This is a genomic window from Pseudomonas sp. NCCP-436 (assembly GCF_019656335.1).
GTDB lineage: Bacteria > Pseudomonadota > Gammaproteobacteria > Pseudomonadales > Pseudomonadaceae > Aquipseudomonas.
On record NZ_BPLZ01000001.1, the window covers coordinates 350,901 to 369,571 of the forward strand.

At 61.3% G+C, this 18,671-nt stretch carries 12 protein-coding genes; 8 read left to right on the forward strand and 4 right to left on the reverse strand.

Annotated elements, in window-relative coordinates; genetic code table 11:
• Positions 1-5: 5 nt before the first annotated feature.
• A complete protein-coding gene (gene gshB, locus NCCP436_RS01670) occupies positions 6-962 on the reverse strand; it encodes a glutathione synthase (RefSeq protein ID WP_220802051.1) in 957 nt (318 codons plus the stop codon).
• A gap of 319 nt (positions 963-1,281) precedes the next feature.
• Here gshB and pilG point away from each other — a divergent pair, with 319 nt between their 5' ends.
• The 8 genes from pilG (at position 1,282) to NCCP436_RS01710 (ending at position 14,590) form a co-directional block, all read left to right on the forward strand.
• A complete protein-coding gene (pilG, locus tag NCCP436_RS01675; RefSeq protein ID WP_220802052.1) occupies positions 1,282-1,689 on the forward strand; it encodes a twitching motility response regulator PilG in 408 nt (135 codons plus the stop codon).
• Positions 1,690-1,736: 47 nt separating this feature from the next.
• The gene (gene pilH, locus NCCP436_RS01680) at positions 1,737-2,102 is read left to right on the forward strand and encodes a twitching motility response regulator PilH (RefSeq protein ID WP_220802053.1); all 366 of its coding nucleotides are present in this window, start codon (positions 1,737-1,739) and stop codon (positions 2,100-2,102) included.
• Positions 2,103-2,148: 46 nt separating this feature from the next.
• Entirely contained in the window at positions 2,149-2,685 is a 537-nt protein-coding gene (locus tag NCCP436_RS01685) for a chemotaxis protein CheW (protein ID WP_220802054.1), read from the forward strand.
• An 84-nt stretch (positions 2,686-2,769) separates the two neighbouring features.
• Positions 2,770-4,809 carry a methyl-accepting chemotaxis protein gene (locus NCCP436_RS01690; protein WP_220802055.1) on the forward strand — a complete coding sequence of 680 codons (2,040 nt, stop codon included), beginning with the start codon at positions 2,770-2,772 and terminating at the stop codon, positions 4,807-4,809.
• Positions 4,810-4,866: 57 nt separating this feature from the next.
• A complete protein-coding gene (locus NCCP436_RS01695; protein WP_220802134.1) occupies positions 4,867-5,727 on the forward strand; it encodes a protein-glutamate O-methyltransferase CheR in 861 nt (286 codons plus the stop codon).
• 25 nt (positions 5,728-5,752) lie between these two features.
• Positions 5,753-13,039, forward strand: a complete 7,287-nt coding sequence (locus NCCP436_RS01700) for an Hpt domain-containing protein (RefSeq protein ID WP_220802056.1) — start codon at positions 5,753-5,755, stop codon at positions 13,037-13,039.
• Positions 13,036-14,055, forward strand: a complete 1,020-nt coding sequence (locus tag NCCP436_RS01705) for a chemotaxis protein CheB (protein ID WP_220802057.1) — start codon at positions 13,036-13,038, stop codon at positions 14,053-14,055. The genes NCCP436_RS01700 and NCCP436_RS01705 overlap by 4 nt, the downstream gene beginning before the upstream one ends.
• A 64-nt stretch (positions 14,056-14,119) precedes the next feature.
• On the forward strand, positions 14,120-14,590 hold the full coding sequence (locus NCCP436_RS01710) for a chemotaxis protein CheW (protein WP_220802058.1): 471 nt from the start codon (positions 14,120-14,122) through the stop codon (positions 14,588-14,590).
• A 179-nt stretch (positions 14,591-14,769) separates the two neighbouring features.
• On the opposite strand, the gene NCCP436_RS01715 is transcribed toward NCCP436_RS01710, so the two are convergent.
• The 3 genes from NCCP436_RS01715 to NCCP436_RS01725 all read right to left on the reverse strand — a co-directional run bounded on the left by NCCP436_RS01715 (position 14,770) and on the right by NCCP436_RS01725 (position 18,662).
• Positions 14,770-16,266, reverse strand: a complete 1,497-nt coding sequence (locus tag NCCP436_RS01715; protein ID WP_220802059.1) for a sodium:alanine symporter family protein — start codon at positions 16,264-16,266, stop codon at positions 14,770-14,772.
• A gap of 211 nt (positions 16,267-16,477) precedes the next feature.
• Positions 16,478-17,197, reverse strand: coding sequence for a 16S rRNA (uracil(1498)-N(3))-methyltransferase (locus NCCP436_RS01720; protein WP_220802060.1), 720 nt, complete (start codon positions 17,195-17,197; stop codon positions 16,478-16,480).
• Positions 17,198-17,255: 58 nt separating this feature from the next.
• A complete protein-coding gene (locus NCCP436_RS01725; RefSeq protein WP_220802061.1) occupies positions 17,256-18,662 on the reverse strand; it encodes an adenosylmethionine--8-amino-7-oxononanoate transaminase in 1,407 nt (468 codons plus the stop codon).
• Between the last annotated feature and the right edge of the window lie 9 nt (positions 18,663-18,671).

Here is an 18,671-nt window from a genome sequence, read left to right on the forward strand (position 1 = left end):
CTGCGTCAAGCTTTTAGACCGCGCTTGCTGGCAATGCAGTCCATCAGGCGTTCGCCGATGCGAGTATCGAAAGCCGCATCAATCTCGCGGATGCAGGTCGGGCTGGTGACGTTGATTTCGGTCAGATGCTCGCCGATCACGTCCAGACCGACAAAGATCAGCCCCTTTTCGCGTAGGGTAGGGCCGACTGCCATGGCAATTTCATGGTCACGGGCTGTCAGTGGGCGTGCCTCGCCACGGCCTCCGGCAGCCAGGTTGCCGCGGGTTTCGCCGGCAGCGGGAATGCGCGCCAGACAGTAGGGCACCGGCTCGCCGTCTATCATCAGAATGCGCTTGTCACCATCCTTGATGGCTGGCAGGTAGGCCTGCGCCATGATTTGCTGGCGCCCGTGCAGGGTCAGGGTTTCGAGAATCACCGAGAGGTTGGGATCGCCTTCGCGGTGGCGAAATATCTGCGATCCGCCCATGCCGTCCAGGGGTTTGAGAATGATGTCACGGTGCTCAGCGGCAAACTCGCGCAGAATATCCGGGCGCCGACTGACCAGGGTCGGCGGCGTGTATTGGGGAAACCCGGTGGCGAAGAACTTTTCATTGCAGTCGCGCAGGCTCTGCGGCCGATTGACCACCAGCACGCCGTCGCGCTCGGCCTGTTCGAGCAGATAGGTGGAGTAGACGAACTCGTTGTCGAACGGCGGATCCTTGCGCATCAGGATCACGTCCAGCTCGGAAAGCGGGTTGTCTTGCTCTGCGTCAAGGACGAACCAGCGATCAGGATTGTTGAATACCTGCAGCGGGCGCATGCGGGCGCGGGCTTGGCCACGTGCCTGATAGAGATCCTGCTGTTCCATGTAGAACAGTGTCCAGCCGCGAGCCTGGGCAGCCAGAAGCATGGCCAGGGAGCTGTCCTTCTTGAAGGAGATGCTGGTAATTGGATCCATGACGATGCCGAGGCGAAGGCTCATTGGAAGGTCTCCGTGAGTGGTGGCAGGCTGGATGGATGATGGACGAGTTGGCCTGCGGGAGGTCGAAGGAATTTCAGCTAGTCTAAAGGAGCCCTTCGGGGCAGTGGCAAATGCTTCGGGAGGATGCCGCACGATTGATGTCGGCAGGCGGCCAAGAGTGGCGCTGTACGAGGGGACGGTCAAGGCCTGGCGGGCTTATAGCTTGCATTTGGAGAGTGTGCTACAAAGGCCGAGCGACTGGGCAAACTCCGTCGAACAAGGCCTCAGGCATACTGATAACGCGAAAATAACGACTCACCGAGGCGATGGTAGGGCGAACATGGAACAGCATTCCGACGGTTTGAAAGTGATGGTGATTGACGACTCGAAAACGATTCGTCGCACCGCGGAAACTTTGCTGAAGAAGGTGGGTTGCGAGGTCATCACTGCGGTCGACGGCTTCGATGCTCTGGCCAAGATTGCCGACACCCATCCTAGAATCATCTTTGTCGACATCATGATGCCGCGTCTCGATGGCTATCAGACCTGTGCCCTGATCAAGAACAACAGTGCGTTCAAGTCCACTCCGGTGATCATGCTGTCCTCCAAGGACGGCCTGTTCGACAAGGCCAAGGGTCGCATCGTGGGGTCTGATCAGTACCTGACCAAACCCTTCAGCAAGGAAGAACTGCTCGGTGCAATCAAGGCCCATGTGCCGGATTTCACACCGGTTGAGCAAGCCTCCTGATGTAGGCCCCGTGAGGGCTGCACGCCACTTCTTTATTGGGAAACACCATGGCTCGAATTCTGATTGTTGATGACTCCCCAACCGAGATGTACAAGCTGACTGCCATGCTGGAAAAGCATGGTCATCAGGTTCTTAAGGCAGAAAACGGTGCCGATGGCGTGGCGCTGGCTCGTCAGGAAAAGCCTGATGCCGTGCTCATGGATATCGTTATGCCCGGTCTTAACGGCTTCCAGGCCACTCGCCAACTGACCAAGGACGCCGAGACCAGCCATATTCCAGTGATCATCGTTACCACCAAGGATCAGGAAACCGACAAGGTCTGGGGTAAGCGCCAGGGTGCCAAGGACTATCTGACCAAACCGGTGGACGAAGACACCTTGCTGAAAACCCTCAATTCGGTACTGGCCGGCTGATGCCGAGTCGTCCCTGCACTAAATAAATAAGAAGGCCACGGCTGGCATGTCGGACGCGCAGAGCCCTTTCCAGATTCTCCTCGAGATCGACCAGCGTTGCAGAGCTCTGGCGGCCGGCCTGCCGTCGCAGCAGGCGGCGATACAGACCTGGAGCGGCATTGGCTTTCGCATGGGCGATCGCCATTTTGTGGCGCCCATGGGCGAGGTTGGGGAAATTCTGCACGAGCCGCGCTACACGCTGCTGCCAGGAGTGAAGAGCTGGGTCAAGGGCGTGGCCAACGTACGTGGTCGTCTGTTGCCGATCATGGATCTGTGTGGCTTTTTCGGCCATGAACTGTCGCCGCTGCGCAGGCTGCGGCGCGTGTTGGTGGTCGACCATCGGGAGATTTTCGCCGGCCTGACGGTCGACGAAGTCTTCGGCATGCAGCATTTTCCCGTGGATACCTTTTCCGAGCAGTTGCCGCCTCTCGAGGCGAGCATCGTGCCGTTCATCCATGGAGTATTTCAACGCGAACAACCCTGGCTGGTATTCAGCCCGCATGCGCTGGCGACCGATCCGGGGTTTCTTGATGTCGCGTACTAGCAGGATTTCGGTTGGGCCGGTTCTTCCGGCTCTTTGGCGTTACATGGGAACCGTAGTGCGGTCGGTCCAGGCGGGGGCCAGATGATGAAAAAACTCAATGCAGGCAAATTGTTGGTCGGGGTACGCAGTAGCACGCTGATCGCAGCGCTGTTCGTCGTGCTCATCGTTTCCATCGTGCTGTTGTTCGCGAACTTCGCCTACATCAACACTCAGTCCAACTACGATACCGAGTACATCAGTCACTCTGGCGAGCTGCGCGTACTGTCCCAGCGTATCGCCAAGAACGCCACCGAAGCTGCGGCCGGTACCGCCGAGGCCTTCAGCCTGCTGCGCGATGCCCGCAACGACTTCCAGCGTCGCTGGGGCTTCTTGACAGACGGTGATGCGAGTACCGGTCTGCCGCCGGCACCCGATTCGGTTCAGGCGCAGATGGCCATGGTACAGAAGGACTGGGACAGCCTTCGGCAGAACACCGATGCCATTCTGGCCAGCGAACAGACCGTATTGTCGTTGCACCAAGTAGCCTCCACCCTGGCTGAAACCATTCCGCAATTGCAGGTCGAGTACGAAGAAGTAGTCGATATCCTGCTGGAAAGCGGTGCACCGGCGGCTCAGGTTTCCGTGGCTCAGCGCCAGTCGCTGCTGGCAGAGCGTATTCTCGGCTCGGTAAACAAGGTTCTGGCCGGTGACGAGGACTCGGTACAGGCCGCCGACATGTTCGGTCGAGACGCCAGCCTGTTCGGCCGGGTGCTGGCTGCGATGCTGGAAGGCAACGCAGCAATGGAAATCAGCCAGGTGACCGACGAGGAGGCGCTGGAGCGTCTGGCCGAGATTTCCGAGCTGTTCGAATTCGTTTCCGGTTCGGTGGACGAGATTCTTGAAACCTCGCCGGAGCTGTTCCAGGTGAGGGAGTCGGCGCACTCCATCTTTACCGTGTCGCAGACCCTGCTTGACCGCGCCTCCGAGCTGGCACTGGGTTTTGAGGGGTTGGTCGAAGGACGCGCCATCAACACCCTGATCGGCTATGTGCTGGGTGCTCTGGCACTGGCATCCATTATCCTCATCGGTCTGGTGATGGTTCTCGAGACCAACCGCCGTTTGGCCGAAACTGCCGAGAAGAACGAGCGCAACCAGGCAGCGATTCTGCGACTGCTCGACGAGATCGCCGACCTTGCAGACGGTGACCTGACCGTGGCCGCGACGGTAACCGAAGACTTCACCGGTGCCATCGCCGACTCCATCAACTACTCCATCGACCAGCTGCGTGATCTGGTGGAAACCATCAACCAGACTGCCGTGCAGGTGGCTTCTGCCGCCCAGGAGACCCAGGCTACGGCAATGCACCTGGCCGAAGCGTCTGAGCACCAGGCGCAGGAAATCGCAGGTGCTTCCGCAGCAATCAACGAGATGGCCGTGTCGATTGACCAGGTATCGGCTAACGCCGCGGAATCCTCTGCGGTAGCGGAGCGCTCCGTAGCCATTGCCAACAAGGGCAACGAGGTGGTGCACAACACCATCACCGGCATGGACAACATCCGCGAGCAGATCCAGGACACCTCGAAGCGGATCAAGCGCCTCGGTGAATCCTCCCAGGAGATCGGTGACATCGTTAGCCTGATTAACGACATTGCCGACCAGACCAACATTCTCGCGCTGAACGCCGCGATCCAGGCGTCCATGGCCGGTGACGCAGGCCGCGGCTTCGCGGTGGTAGCGGACGAGGTACAGCGCCTTGCGGAACGTTCCTCGGCAGCGACCAAGCAGATCGAGGCGCTGGTAAAAACCATTCAGACCGATACCAACGAAGCGGTTATCTCCATGGAGCAGACCACCGCGGAAGTGGTACGTGGTGCCCGCCTGGCGCAGGACGCCGGTGTGGCTCTGGAAGAGATCGAGAAGGTATCCAAGACCCTCGCGGCCCTCATCCAGAACATTTCCAACGCTGCTCGTCAGCAGGCCTCTTCGGCCGGCCATATTTCCAACACCATGAACGTGATCCAGGAGATCACCTCGCAGACGTCCTCGGGTACCACCGCCACCGCCAAGAGCATTGGTAACCTGGCCAAGATGGCCAGCGAGATGCGTAAGTCGGTGTCCGGTTTCACCCTGCCGGACGCTCGATAAAGGAGCGCGGTGGCTGCCTGCAGCCGCCGCTACATGGCCATGACCCAGGGCGAAGGTATGCAGTCAGCGGGTGTGTGGGCCTTGCGCCCTGTGGCAGATATGTCGCAAGCCGATTTCCACGACTGGCAGACGTTGCTCGAGGCGCGTACCGGGGTGGTGATCAGCGAGCGTCGTCGCTCCTTTCTGCAGACCAACCTGAGCGCACGAATGCGCGAACTGGGCGTGAACGATTATGCCAGCTACTACCGCCAGGTCATCCATGGGCCGCGTGGTGCGGTGGAGTGGACGACTCTGCTCGATCGCCTGACGGTGCAGGAAACCCGCTTCTTTCGCCATCTGCCATCCTTCGAGGTGCTGGGACAGTACTTGCGGTTACGAGTGGCGCGGGGGCTGGGCAAACCATTGGAGTTGTGGAGCGTAGGTTGTTCCAGTGGTGAGGAGGCGTACTCCCTGGCGATCATGGCCGCCGAGGCCCTCAGCGGCAGTGAGACGCCCGAACGCTTTGCGGTGACTGCTACCGATATCAGCCAGGCGGCGCTGAGCAAGGCGCGCGCGGGCTGCTACTCGGAGCGACGCATGGAGCAGGTCGGAGCACAGTGGCGCGAGCGCTACTTCCTCATGCAGCCCGACGGAAGCTTCAAAGTAGTACCGAGCCTGGCGGAGCGAGTGTGCTGTGCCCGGCTCAATGTGCTGGAGTTGGCCAAGGCGCCGATGTCCGGCATGGATGTGATTTTCTGTCAGAACTTGCTGATCTATTTCCGCCGCTGGCGTCGCCGCGACATCCTCAACTGCCTGGCTGAAAGGCTGGCGCCGGGTGGACTGCTGGTGGTGGGTGTAGGCGAAATGGTCGGTTGGCAGCATCCGGAGCTGGAGCCGGTGCCCGACGAGCGAGTACTGGCGTTTACCCGCAAGGGATAAGGCCAAGTTTATGAGTGGAGTGGCTATGGGTGATCGGCATGACTATGTCGCCCTGGAGTGGGTAAAAGGCGAGATCGCGGAAACCCTGAAGCAGGCGCGGCAGGCCCTGGAGGCGTTCGTCGAGAACCCGCAGGATCCGACGCGCATGCGTTTCTGCCTGACCTATGTGCATCAGGTTCACGGCACCTTGCAGATGGTCGAATTCTATGGCGCGGCTCTGCTCGCCGAGGAAATGGAACAGCTGGCCAAGGCGCTGCTGGACGGCCGTACGGCCAACCAGGGCGAAGCGCTGGAAGTGCTGATGCAGGCCATCCTGCAGCTACCGGTGTATCTGGATCGAATCCAGACCGCCCGACGCGACCTGCCGATGGTACTGCTGCCGCTGCTCAACGATCTGCGTGCGGCCCGTGGCGAGAAGTTGCTGTCGGAAACCAGCCTGTTCTCTCCGGACATGTCTTCCCGCCTGCCGGCCCTGCCGGAAGGCAGTATGGTGCTCCTGCGTACTGCCGAACTGCCGGTGCTGCTGCGCAAGCTGCGGCAGATGATGCAGATGGCGCTGGTCGGGGTGATCCGCAACCAGGATCTGCCGACCAACCTCGGTTACCTGGCGCGTGTCTTCGCCCGCCTGGAGGCGCTGTGCAAGGAGGCTCCGCTGGGAAGCCTGTGGCAGATTGCTTCCGGCCTGGTCGAGGGGCTAGCCAACGGCAGTGTGGTCAACGGCACCTCCGTGCGCACTTTGTTGCGTCAGGTCGACAGAGAGTTAAAACGTCTGGTTGAGCAGGGCGCCGACGGCATTAATCAGTCGGCCCCGGATGAGCTGGTCAAGAACCTGCTGTTCTACGTGGCTAAGGCGCAGAGCCAGTCGCCGCGCATTCGCGCACTGAAGGAGCGTTACCGCCTCGACGAGGCGCTGCCGGACAGTGCCGTGGTAGACGAGGAACGCGCCCGCTTGGCCGGTCCGGATCGAGATGCCATGCGATCGGTAGTGACTGCACTGTGCGAGGAACTGGTTCGGGTCAAGGACAACCTCGATCTCTTCGTGCGTAGTGATCGCAGCCGCACCGCCGAGCTGGATGCCCTGCTGGCACCGCTCAAGCAGATCGCCGACACCCTGGCGGTACTGGGCTTCGGTCAACCGCGCAAGGTGATCCTCGATCAGATTGATGTGGTACAGGCGCTGTCGCTGGGGCAGCGCGAGCCGAATGATGCGGTGCTGATGGATGTGGCTGGCGCACTGCTGTACGTCGAGGCGACGCTGGCCGGCATGGTCGGCCCGAGTGACGACAGCCAAAACGAGCAGAACCATCTGCCGACCACTGATGTGGCGCAGATTCACCAACTGGTGATCAAGGAGGCGCGCAACGGCTTGGAGCAGGCCAAGGATGCGATCATCGAATTCATTGCTTCGCAATGGAATCACGAGCACCTGGCTCGCGTACCGGAACTGCTGACCCAGGTGCGCGGCGGGCTGGCAATGATTCCGCTGCAGCGCGCCGCCGACCTGCTTAATGCCTGCAACCACTATATCCAGGAGCAGTTGCTGGCGCGCAAGGCAGTGCCCAACTGGCAAAGCCTGGACACTCTTGCCGATGCTATTACCAGTGTCGAGTACTACCTTGAGCGCCTGGCCGAGGAGCACGGCCCGCAGGGCGACCTGATTCTCGATGTGGCCGAGGAAAGCCTGGAGAACCTGGGTTATCCGCTCAGGGAGCGACTCTCGATCCTCGACCTTGTTGAAGAATCGGTCGAGACACCGGCGCCGCTGGCCGATCCGCTGCAGGAAGTCGAAGTCCTGGTGGCAGGGCCGGCGAATGTCGATGAACCGCTAGGGCTGCCCGAGGCGGAAACCTATGACCTTGCTACTGAGTCCTTTGAGCAGGTAGGCGAACTGCAGCCGCTTGATGACGAGCCGGCGCTGGCCGAGCTGCCGGCTTTGGGCGAGCTGGAGTCGCTGACCTCGGCCGACGAGGCACCGCAGCTGCCAGAGAGTGGATTCGAGCCTGAATTCGTGCTCGAGGAACTGAGCCTGGAGCCATTGCCGGAAGAGCCCGTGCAATGGGACGATCTGGAACTGGAAGCACTGGAGCTGCCCGAGGTGGAGCTACCCAGTGCTCCAGAGGTCGTAATGCTGACCGAAGAGGCACCGACGGAAAAGCAGCTGTCGATTGCCGATGTCATGGCTGCGCCGGTGCAGGCGATCAACCCGCCTGCTGCCGACGTTCCGCCAAGCCTGCTGCCGCCACCGGCCGATGAAGAGCCGGTGGATGAAGAGCTGCTCGAGGTCTTTATCGAGGAAGCCGGCGAGGTGTTGGAGACCATTGCCGAGTACTTGCCGCAATGGCAGACCGACACTGAAAACCGCGATGCGCTGGTGGAAGTACGTCGGGCCTTCCATACCCTCAAGGGCAGTGGCCGGATGGTGCGGGCATTGGTGATCGGTGAGCTGGCCTGGTCCATCGAGAACCTGCTCAACCGGGTGCTGGATCGCAGTATTGAGGCCAATGCGCCCGTGCAGCAGGTGGTGGTCGACGTGGTCGCCTTGATGCCGACGCTGGTTGAGGAGTTTGCTGCCAAGGCGCAGCGTCAGCGCGACGACGTCGATCACCTGGCTGCCACCGCCCATGCGTTGGCCAAGGGACTCACTCCCCCAAAATCTGACGCCCCGGCTGTCGCGCAGGTAGCTGATTCCGTGGGCGTTACCCAGGCTACCGATGTGCTTGAGTCAAACAGCACAGCCGTTGCCGAGAGCAACGATGACGAGTCGCCGGATCCGCAGTTGCTGGAGATTTTCCGCAACGAGGCCGAGACCCACCTCGATACACTGGTGGGCTTTCTCGCCGACTGCGCACAGGAGTTGCCGCAGCCGGTTACGGATCAGTTGCAGCGTGCCTTGCACACCCTCAAGGGCAGCGCCTATATGGCCGGCATTCTGCCGATGGCGACTATTGCCGCTCCGCTGGAGAAACTGGTCAAGGAATTCAAAACCAACCTGGTTCAGGTGGATCTGACTGCTGCCGAACTGCTGAGTCGTGCCGAGCAACTGTTCCGGGCCGGTCTGGAGAATCTCGAGCGCCAGCCGTTGGCGCCGATCGAGGGTGCTGATGAGTTCCTCGAGCGCGTCCAGGCCCTGCATCAGGAGCATCTGGCCAGTGCTGAGGACGAGCGCCAGGTACAGAGTGGTGAGACCCGCGATCCGCAGTTGATCAGCATCTTCCTGGCCGAGGGCATGGACATTCTCCTCGACGCCGAGGGGTTGCTGCGCAAGTGGCGCGAGCATCCGTCCGAGCGTCAGGAATTGTCGGCCCTGCTGGAAGAACTGACCACTCTGGGGCGTGGCGCGGAAATGGCCGAGCTGCCGCAGATCGACGAGTTGTGCGAAGCCCTGCTGGATCTCTACGGTGCGGTGGAGGAAGGCAGCCTGGCGGTCAGCGAGCGTTTCTTCGATGAGGCGGAAAGGGCCCATGAAGCCCTGATCGACATGATGGATCAGGTTGCTGCGGCGTTGCAGGTCAGTGCCCGGCCCGAACGGGTAGAGGCGCTTCGGCAACTACTTGGCGAGGCCATCGATCCGGCTGCCCTGGCACTGCTTACTCAGGGTGAGCAGAGTCCGCAGCTGATCGAGCTGGAGGCCGCCACCGCAACTCTGCAGGCCAAGGAAGCTGAACCGGAGGAGCAGGTCGATACGTCCGTTGCAGCCTCTGCTCAGCCAGCGGATAACCCCGAGCCAGCCTTCAGCCCGGAGGAGGTCAATCTCGACGAGGAAATGGTGGAGATTTTCCTCGAAGAGGCTGTGGACATCCTCGACAGCGCCGGCCAGGCCCTTGAGCGTTGGCTCGGTGAGCCGGACAACACATTGCCTCTGTCTGCACTGCAGCGCGACCTGCATACCCTCAAGGGGGGGGCGCGAATGGCCGAGATCAGCCAGATAGGAGATCTTGGTCACGAACTCGAATCTCTCTACGAAGGCCTGGTCGATCGCCGCTACGGTTACAGCCCTGAGCTGGGCAATCTGTTGCAGCAAAGTCACGACTACCTGGCGCAGATGCTGGAGCAATTGCAGAATCGTCAGCCGCTGGCCGGTGCAGAACGACTGATAGAGGAAATTCGCGCGTTTCGGCAGGACGCCGCCCGCCAGAGTCTGGCAGCAAGTGCACCGCTGCCTGAGACGGAGCAGCCTGTCGAGGTTGAGCCGGCCTGTGTTGATGCCTCACAAGTGCATGATGAGGTACCAGAGACTGTGGCGGTCGAGCCACTGGACGTTCATTTGCCGCCGGTCACAGAGCTGGATGAGGCAGCTCTTGAGGAAGAGGCCGCGCCGCCAATCGAATGTACTTTAGAGCCTGAGCCTGAGCCTGAGCCTGAGCCTGAGCCTGAGCCTGAACTCCAGGCCATCGAGCTGGCAGAACCGGTTTTCGAAAGCGATCCGCGTGAGCAGGCGCAAGCGTCGGCTGCCAGTCCCGTCGGGGATGCAGTCGAGAGCCTGGTGCCCTCCGACTGGCACGACGAACGCGATCCAGAGCTGGTAGAGATCTTCCTTGAGGAGGGATTCGACATTCTCGACAGTGCCGGTACTGCATTGCAGCGCTGGATGGGCGATGTCGATAACAGTTTGGAGCTGGAAGCCTTGCAGCGTGACCTGCACACCCTCAAGGGCGGTGCGCGCATGGCCGAAATTCGCGAGATCGGCGACCTGGCCCATGAGCTGGAGTTTCTCTACGAAGGGCTCTGCGGCGGCCGTCTGCGCGCCAGTCCGGAGCTATTCAACCTGCTGCAGACCTGTCACGACCGCATGGCCGAGATGCTTGAGGCTGTACGCGACCGGCGTGCACTGCCGTCTGGTGAGGTGCTGATCAACGCCATCAGGCGCTTCCGGGCCAATCCGGATGAGCAACTGAGCATACCGTCGGCGGTACAGCTCAAGGCTGTGGCCGAGGAAGATCGTGTCGAAGAAGCGGACAGCGACATTCTCGGCATCTTCCTCGAAGAGGGTGATGACCTGCTTGAGGAGATGGAGCTCGCCATTGGTAAGTGGGAAAACCAGCGTGACGATGTCACGCCCATCGACGAGATGTTGCGCATCCTGCACACCCTCAAGGGTGGTGCGCGTCTGGCTGGTCAGCGTCGTCTGGGTGACCTGAGTCACGACCTTGAGCAGCACCTGAGTGAGGCGTTGCAACAGGGGGCGCCATGGCCAGAGAGTCTGTTCCACGATGTTCAGGCCGGCTTTGATGGTTTGCAGAAAGAACTTGAACAACTGCGTGGACGACTGGATGCCAGCCAGGCTGCCGAGCCGCAACCGGAGCCAGTCGAACCGCCTGCAGCAGCTTCCACGCTGGTGGCTCCTATCGTGGCGGCCAGTCAGGAGCCGGTGCAGGTCGAGGCGCCCAAGGTGCTGCCCTTTGTCCAACGTGCTCAGCAGGCCGCTGCCGAGGCAGCCGCTCGGCGTGCCCCGCAGGAGTTGGTCAAGGTGCCGGCCGAACTGCTCGAAGGTCTGGTCAACCTGGCCGGTGAGACTTCGATCTTCCGAGGCCGTGTCGAGCAGCAGGTAAGCGACGTCGGTTTCACCCTGAGCGAGATGGAAGCAACCATCGACCGGGTGCGCGATCAGTTGCGCCGTCTCGACACCGAGACCCAGGCACAGATCCTCAGTCGCTACCAGGCCGAGGCCGAACGTGCCGGCTACGAGGATTTCGACCCGTTGGAGATGGATCGTTACTCGCAGTTGCAGCAGTTGTCCCGGGCGCTCTTCGAGTCGGCCTCCGACTTGCTTGACCTGAAGGAAACCCTGGCGGCGAAGAACCGTGACGCCGAGACCCTGTTGCTGCAGCAGGCACGGGTCAATACGGAGTTGCAGGAAGGTTTGATGCGTACCCGCATGGTGCCCTTCGACCGTCTGGTACCGCGTTTGCGGCGGATTGTGCGACAGATCGCCGGTGAGCTGGGCAAGCAGGTCGAATTCGTCGTCGGCAACGCCGAAGGGGAAATGGATCGGACGGTGCTCGAACGCATTGTCGCACCGCTGGAGCACATGCTGCGTAACGCCGTCGACCATGGTATCGAACCATTGGCTCAGCGTCGTGCGGCAGGCAAGCCGGAGAGTGGCACGATTCGCCTGAACCTTGGCCGCGAGGGGGGAGACATCGTTCTGACCCTGGAGGACGATGGTGCCGGCATCCGCCTGGAGGCTGTGCGGCGCAAGGCGATCGAGCGTGGTCTGATGGATACCGACAGTGACCTTTCGGATCATGAGATCCTGCAGTTCATCCTTGAGGCTGGCTTCTCCACCGCCGAGCAGGTGACCCAGGTATCCGGGCGCGGCGTCGGCATGGATGTGGTGCATTCGGAGGTCAAGCAGCTCGGTGGCTCGATGAGCATCGACTCGACGCCAGGGCAGGGAACGCGCTTTACCATCCGCCTGCCGTTTACCGTATCGGTCAACCGGGCGCTAATGGTTTATTCGGGCGAAGATCTCTATGCCATCCCGCTCAACACCATCGAAGGTATCGTGCGGGTTTCGCCGTACGAGCTGGAGGCCTACTACGCCCCTGATGCGCCGCGTTTCGAGTACGCCGGGCAGGCTTATGAACTGAAGTATCTGGGCGACCTGCTGAGCAATGGCCAGCAGCCCAAGCTGGTTGGCCAGAGTCTACCGCTACCGGTGATCCTGGTTCGCTCCAGCGAACACGCGGTGGCGGTGCAGGTGGACAGTCTGGCCGGTTCGCGCGAGATCGTGGTGAAAAGCCTCGGCCCGCAGTTTGCCGGGGTGCACGGTATCTCCGGTGCGACCATCCTCGGTGACGGTCGGGTGGTGGTGATTCTCGACCTGCTGGCGACCATCCGTGTGCTGCACGCACACCTGCAGGGGCAACTGGCTCCGCGGCTTGCGTCGCGTCAGCTGGCCGTTAGTGATGAGATGGAGGTTGAGCGTCCAACGCTGGTCATGGTGGTGGACGACTCGGTCACCGTGCGCAAGGTCACCAGTCGCCTGCTCGAGCGCAACGGCATGAACGTGATCACCGCCAAGGACGGGGTGGACGCCATCGCCCTGCTGCAGGAGCAGAAGCCCGACATCATGCTGCTGGACATCGAGATGCCACGCATGGACGGCTTCGAGGTGGCGACGCTTGTGCGTCACGACGACGGTCTCAAGGATCTTCCAATCATCATGATCACTTCGCGTACCGGCGAGAAGCACCGCGAACGTGCCATGGCTATCGGCGTCAACCAGTACCTCGGCAAGCCTTATCAGGAGACCCTGCTGCTCGATACCATCGCACAACTGGTGGGTAGCCACAGGGTTAGAAGGACATGACAGAGAAATCCTCGGCACGCATTGCAGTGATCGCCGACACCTCGTTGCAGCGCCATGTGCTGCAGCAGGCACTGTCCGGCGGAGGTTATCAGGTGGTGCTCAACAGCGATCCGGCCCGTCTCGAAACTGAGGCCCTCGGCGTTTGTGAACCGGATCTTTGGCTGGTGGATCTGGCTCAGTCGGAGGACTCACCGTTGGTTGACCACCTGCTGGAGCATGCCAGCGCACCGGTTCTGTTCGGCGAGGGGCATGCTCCGGAACGGCATTCGGAGAATTACCCGCGCTGGGAGCGGCGTCTGTTCGGCAAGCTCAAGCGCCTGGTGGGCGATCCCGCCGAGGCCGTAGGGCCGAGCCTTCAAGCATTGCTTGACGAAGCGCAGCGGCCTGCACGTTTGGAGCTGCCGCCGGCGCTCGCCGAGACGCCGCTGAAGGCTGGAGAGCCCGCCGAGCGGGTGTGGCTGCTGGCGGCATCGCTGGGCGGGCCGGCTGCAGTCAAGGAGTTTCTCGATGCATTACCGGGTGGTTTGCCGATCGGCTTTATCTATGCCCAGCATATCGATGCCAGCTTCGAGTCGCTGTTGCCGCAGGCGGTAGGTCGCCACAGCCAGTGGCACGTTGGCCCGGCGCGACAGGGCGAGCCGGTGCGTTGCGGCGAAGTGGTGGTCGTTCCCATCGCTCACGAGCTGGCTTTTTCCGAGGATGGCAGCATGCGCATTGCCGGACATGGCTGGCCGGAGCCTTACAGTCCTTCCATTGATCAGATGATGCTCAACCTGGCCCAGCAGTTCGGTGACCGGTGCGGGGTGATCGTGTTCAGCGGTATGGGCAGTGATGGTAGTGCTGCTGCCGCCTATGTCAGGCGTCAGGATGGTGTGATCTGGACGCAGCGTAGCGAAAGCTGTGCCAGCCCAAGCATGCCGGAAAGCCTGCGCGAGGCGGGGTACGCCAGTTTTACTGCCGATCCCCGGGAGCTGGCCTTAGCGTTGGTCAACCTGCTTGCCGAACACTGCAGCTGACGGTGCCAAGACCTGTCGAACCTGTACGAAAAGCGCTTGAGCGCAGTTATCAGAGGATGTTTCCATGAGCCAAGCCGTCGCCACACAGAACAGTGCAGCCAGCCTGACCGGGCTGCTGGTGCCGCTGGCGGATCGCACCCTACTGCTGCCGAACGTGGCCCTGGCCGAATTGATTCCCTATCGCTCTGCGCAGCTCAGTGAGGGCACTCCGGACTGGTTTCTGGGGCAGATCGCCTGGCGTGATCTGAGCCTGCCGCTGCTTTCATTCGAGGCCGCCAGTGGCGGTCAGGCGCAGGTTTCGGGCAGCTCCCGTGTGGCGGTGCTTAACGCCTTGGGTGGTCGTTCGCAGGTCAAATTCATCGCTTTGCTGATCCAGGGTATCCCGCGTTCTTTGAAAGTTGCCAGCGATCTGCCGGCGGCGACAGTAGACCTGGCGCCATTGGAGCTGGCCGCTGCCCGGGTTGGTGAGGATGTGGTGCGAATTCCGGATCTGGTCGGCTTGGAGCAACGGCTGGCCGATGCCGGACTGATCTGAGCCTGGTCTGTCTCGCCCATGTATCGTGCTTATTGACTAATCAGGCCGGCTCTGTCCTGCCTGTATGAAGTCCTCTTCGTACATCTGAACCTGAAAAACACGAAACCCTGCGAGGTGATACCTCGCAGGGTTTCGCTTGGCCCCTGGGCGGGGCCTTTCAATGCGCAGAGTAAGGAGAATCAGCGCTGGGGCTGTGTACCCTTCTTGGACGCCAGCTTGTCGTTTTGTTCGGCCAGCTGTTTGACGACGCTTTCGTCAAGCCAGTAGTCGGCATTCTTGATGCCAAGCTTTTCCGGATGGAAGACCGGATCTTTGCCTTCGTCCAGTTGCTGCTCGTAGTCCTTTAGGCACTTGTAGGCGACCTTGTGCATGAGCAGGATGGCGATGATGTTCAGCCAGGCCATCAGACCTACACCGAGGTCGCCCAGATCCCAGGCGAAGGTGGCAGTATGCACGGTACCGTAGACGGTGGCCGCGATGATACCGATCTTTAGCAGCAGGACGAGGATGGGGCGTTTCACCTTGCGGTTGATGTAGGCGATGTTGGTTTCAGCGATGTAGTAGTACGCCAGAATGGTGGTGAAGGCGAAGAAGAACAGTGCCAAGGCTACGAAGGCGTTGCCGAAGCCGGGCATCATGTTTTCCATCGCGGTCTGCACGTAGCCTGGGCCTGCGGCAACACCGGCGATACCGGTGAACAGCGCACTGCCATCAGGCGCCTGTACATTGTACTGGCCGGTGATCAGCAGCATGAAGGCGGTGGCGGAGCAGACGAACAGGGTGTCGATATAGACCGAGAAGCCTTGAACAAGACCTTGCTTGGCCGGGTGGCTGACAGCAGCTGCCGACGACGCATGAGGGCCGGTGCCCTGACCCGCTTCGTTGGAATAAACGCCACGCTTGACACCCCACTGGATGGCCATGCCGACGATGGCACCAAAGCCGGCTTCGAGGCCGAAGGCGCTTTTGATGATCAGCATCACCACTTCCGGCAGTTTCTCGATGTTCAGCAGAATGATCACCAAAGCCACCATGATGTAGCCCAGTGCCATGAACGGTACGACTACCTGGGTGAAGTGCGCGATACGCTTGACACCGCCGAAGATGATCAGACCGATCAGCACGGCCAGTACGGCTGCCGTCACGTTCGGATCGATGCCGAAGGCGGTGTTGACGCTAGAGGCGATCGAGTTGGCCTGTACGCCCGGCAGCAGCAGGCCGCAGGCGAACACTGTGACGACAGCAAACAGCCAGGCATACCACTTCAGCCCGAGACCGCGCTCGATGTAGAAGGCCGGGCCACCACGGTACTCACCGTTGAGCTTTTCCTTGTATACCTGACCGAGGGTGGATTCGACGAAGGCCGAGCTGGCGCCGAGGAAGGCTACCATCCACATCCAGAATACGGCGCCCGGACCACCGAAGGTGATCGCGGTGGCTACACCGGCGATGTTGCCGGTACCGACGCGACCGGCGAGGGTCATGGTCAGAGCCTGGAAGGAGGTGATGCCGTGTTCATCGGTCTTGCCGGTGAACATCAGGCGAATCATTTCCTTGAAGTGGCGAACCTGGAGGAAGCGTCCGCGCAGGGAGAAGTAGAGACCAACGCCGAGACACAAATAAATCAGCGCCGAGCTCCAGACCAGACCGTTCAAGGTCGAGACGAGTTCGTTCATGCATTGCTCCTGGGCATCAGCTTGCCTTTTGGGCGTGGCTTGGGCCCTTGATTGTTATTGGAAGAGGAACGACGCATTGGGGGCGTCGGCCTCGGACGGGCACGGATGCTGGTTGAGTAGGCGATGCCCGCAGGCGTTGAGCATGACAAAGCTAGCTGCTTTTGCAATTTCACCAAGTCGCATTTTGTTACGTCTTTGCGACATTTTTCTTCTAAAGGTCGCCCCATAGAAGCTGAACGACGCTAAGAGCCACTACCGGTGCGGTTTCCGTACGGAGAATTCGTGGTCCTAGGCTTGCCGGTAGGAACTCCAATTGCCCGGCACGCGCCACTTCGTCATCGCTCAGGCCGCCCTCCGGGCCAATCAGTACGGCCAGCGAACGTGGCGGCGTATGCTGCTGCAGCGGGGTGGCTACCGGGTGCAGCACCAGTTTCAGATCGGCCTGAACCTGCTGCAGCCAGGCGTCCAGCTCCAGAGGCGGATGGATCAGCGGCAGCACCGAGCGCCCGCACTGTTCACAGGCGCTGATGGCTACCTGGCGCCAGTGGGCCAGGCGCTTGTCGGCGCGTTCATCCTTCAGGCGTACTTCGCAGCGTGCCGAGATGATTGGGGTGATTTCGCTGACACCGAGCTCCGTGGCTTTCTGGATCGCCCAGTCCATGCGCTCGCCGCGTGAAAGACCCTGGCCAAGATGGATGCGCAGCGGCGACTCCGCCAGACCGGCGATACATTCGCGCAGCTCGACGCGCACGCTTTTCTTGCCCACATCGATCAGCTCGCCCAGGTATTCCTGACCACTGCCGTCGAACAGCTGCACGGCATCGCCCGCTGCATGGCGCAGTACACGGCCGATGTAATGGGCCTGTGCCTCGGGCAGCTCATGCTGACCGAGAGAGAGTGGGGCATCGATGAAGAAGCGGGACAGGCGCATGGCTTACCAACCTTGAACAGAGGCGCGGATTCTAGCTGCAGAGGCCGCGTGGTGCATCTCAGCCCGGATCGCGATGATCCGGATAGTGGCTGTTATTCACCGCCACGCTGACCGATTCGCGGGTGGCGATGTCGATGCCCTCGCCAGCCACTTCAGCGAGGAAGTCGATCTGCTCCGGGCTGATCACATAGGGCGGCAGGAAGTACACCACGCTGCCCAGAGGACGCAGCAGCGCGCCGCGCTCCAGCGCGTGCTGGTAGACGCGCAGGCCGCGCCGCTCCTGCCAGGGGTAGGGCGTTTTGCCGGCCTTGTCCTGCACCATCTCGATGGCCAGAGCCATGCCGGTTTGGCGTACTTCGGCCACATGCGGATGATCCTTCAGGTGTTCGGTGGCGCTGGCCATGCGTGCGGCCAGGGCCCTGTTCTTCTCGATGACGTCGTCGTCACGGAAGATGTCCAGGGTCGCCAGTGCGGCGGCGCAGGCCAGCGGATTGCCGGTATAGGTGTGCGAGTGGAGAAAGGCGCGCAGGGTGGCGTAGTCGTCGTAGAAGGCCGCGTAGATCTCGTTTGTAGTGAGCACGGCAGCCATCGGCAGGTAGCCGCCGGTCAGCGCCTTGGATAGCACCAGGAAGTCTGGGGTGATGCCGGCCTGCTCGCAGGCGAACATACTGCCGGTACGGCCGAAGCCGACGGCGATCTCGTCGTGGATCAGGTGTACGCCGTAGCGGTCGCAGGCTTCGCGCAGCAGTTTGAGGTAGACCGGATGGTACATGCGCATGCCGCCAGCACCCTGGATCAGCGGTTCGACGATGACCGCAGCGATCTCGTCGGCATGTTCGACCAGACACTGCTCCATGTGTGAGAACATCGTGCGTGAGTGTTCCTCCCAACTGACCCCTTCCGGGCGCAGGTAGCAGTCCGGACTGGGTACTTTCAGAGTGTCGAGCAGCAGAGCACGGTAGGTGTCGGTGAACAGTGCCACATCGCCCACGCTCATGGCTGCCACGGTCTCACCGTGGTAGCTGTTGCTGAGGGTAACGAAGCGTTTCTTTTCTGGCCGGCCGTTGTTGAGCCAGTAGTGGAAGCTCATTTTCAGCGCCACTTCAATGCCCGAAGAGCCATTGTCGGCGTAGAACACCTTGTTCAGGCCGGGCGGGGTGATCTGCACCAGGCGCTCGGACAGCTCCACCACCGGCTCATGGGTGAAGCCGGCCAGCATGACGTGTTCAAGGCTCTCCAGCTGTTCGCGGACGCGCGCATTGATGCGTGGATTGGCGTGGCCGAAGACATTGACCCACCAGGAGCTGACGGCATCGAGGTAGCGGCGGCCGTCAAAATCCTCCAGCCAGACCCCGGAGGCCCGACGGATCGGCACCAGTGGCAGGCGCTCGTGATCCTTCATCTGGGTGCAGGGATGCCAGAGCACTTCGAGGTCGCGCTGCATCCAGTGGTCATTGAGGCTCATAGATGCTCT

Excerpts from the sequence above, each read along its gene's own strand:
- NCCP436_RS01690 (WP_220802055.1), top strand. The coding sequence starts at position 2,770 with ATGAAAAAACTCAATGCAGGCAAATTGTTGGTCGGGGTACGCAGTAGC.
- gshB (WP_220802051.1), bottom strand. The coding sequence starts at position 962 with ATGAGCCTTCGCCTCGGCATCGTCATGGATCCAATTACCAGCATCTCC.
- pilG (WP_220802052.1), top strand. The coding sequence starts at position 1,282 with ATGGAACAGCATTCCGACGGTTTGAAAGTGATGGTGATTGACGACTCG.
- NCCP436_RS01710 (WP_220802058.1), top strand. The coding sequence starts at position 14,120 with ATGAGCCAAGCCGTCGCCACACAGAACAGTGCAGCCAGCCTGACCGGG.
- NCCP436_RS01695 (WP_220802134.1), top strand. The coding sequence starts at position 4,867 with ATGCAGTCAGCGGGTGTGTGGGCCTTGCGCCCTGTGGCAGATATGTCG.
- NCCP436_RS01725 (WP_220802061.1), bottom strand. The coding sequence starts at position 18,662 with ATGAGCCTCAATGACCACTGGATGCAGCGCGACCTCGAAGTGCTCTGG.
- NCCP436_RS01715 (WP_220802059.1), bottom strand. The coding sequence starts at position 16,266 with ATGAACGAACTCGTCTCGACCTTGAACGGTCTGGTCTGGAGCTCGGCG.
- NCCP436_RS01720 (WP_220802060.1), bottom strand. The coding sequence starts at position 17,197 with ATGCGCCTGTCCCGCTTCTTCATCGATGCCCCACTCTCTCTCGGTCAG.
- NCCP436_RS01685 (WP_220802054.1), top strand. The coding sequence starts at position 2,149 with ATGTCGGACGCGCAGAGCCCTTTCCAGATTCTCCTCGAGATCGACCAG.
- pilH (WP_220802053.1), top strand. The coding sequence starts at position 1,737 with ATGGCTCGAATTCTGATTGTTGATGACTCCCCAACCGAGATGTACAAG.
- NCCP436_RS01700 (WP_220802056.1), top strand. The coding sequence starts at position 5,753 with ATGGGTGATCGGCATGACTATGTCGCCCTGGAGTGGGTAAAAGGCGAG.
- NCCP436_RS01705 (WP_220802057.1), top strand. The coding sequence starts at position 13,036 with ATGACAGAGAAATCCTCGGCACGCATTGCAGTGATCGCCGACACCTCG.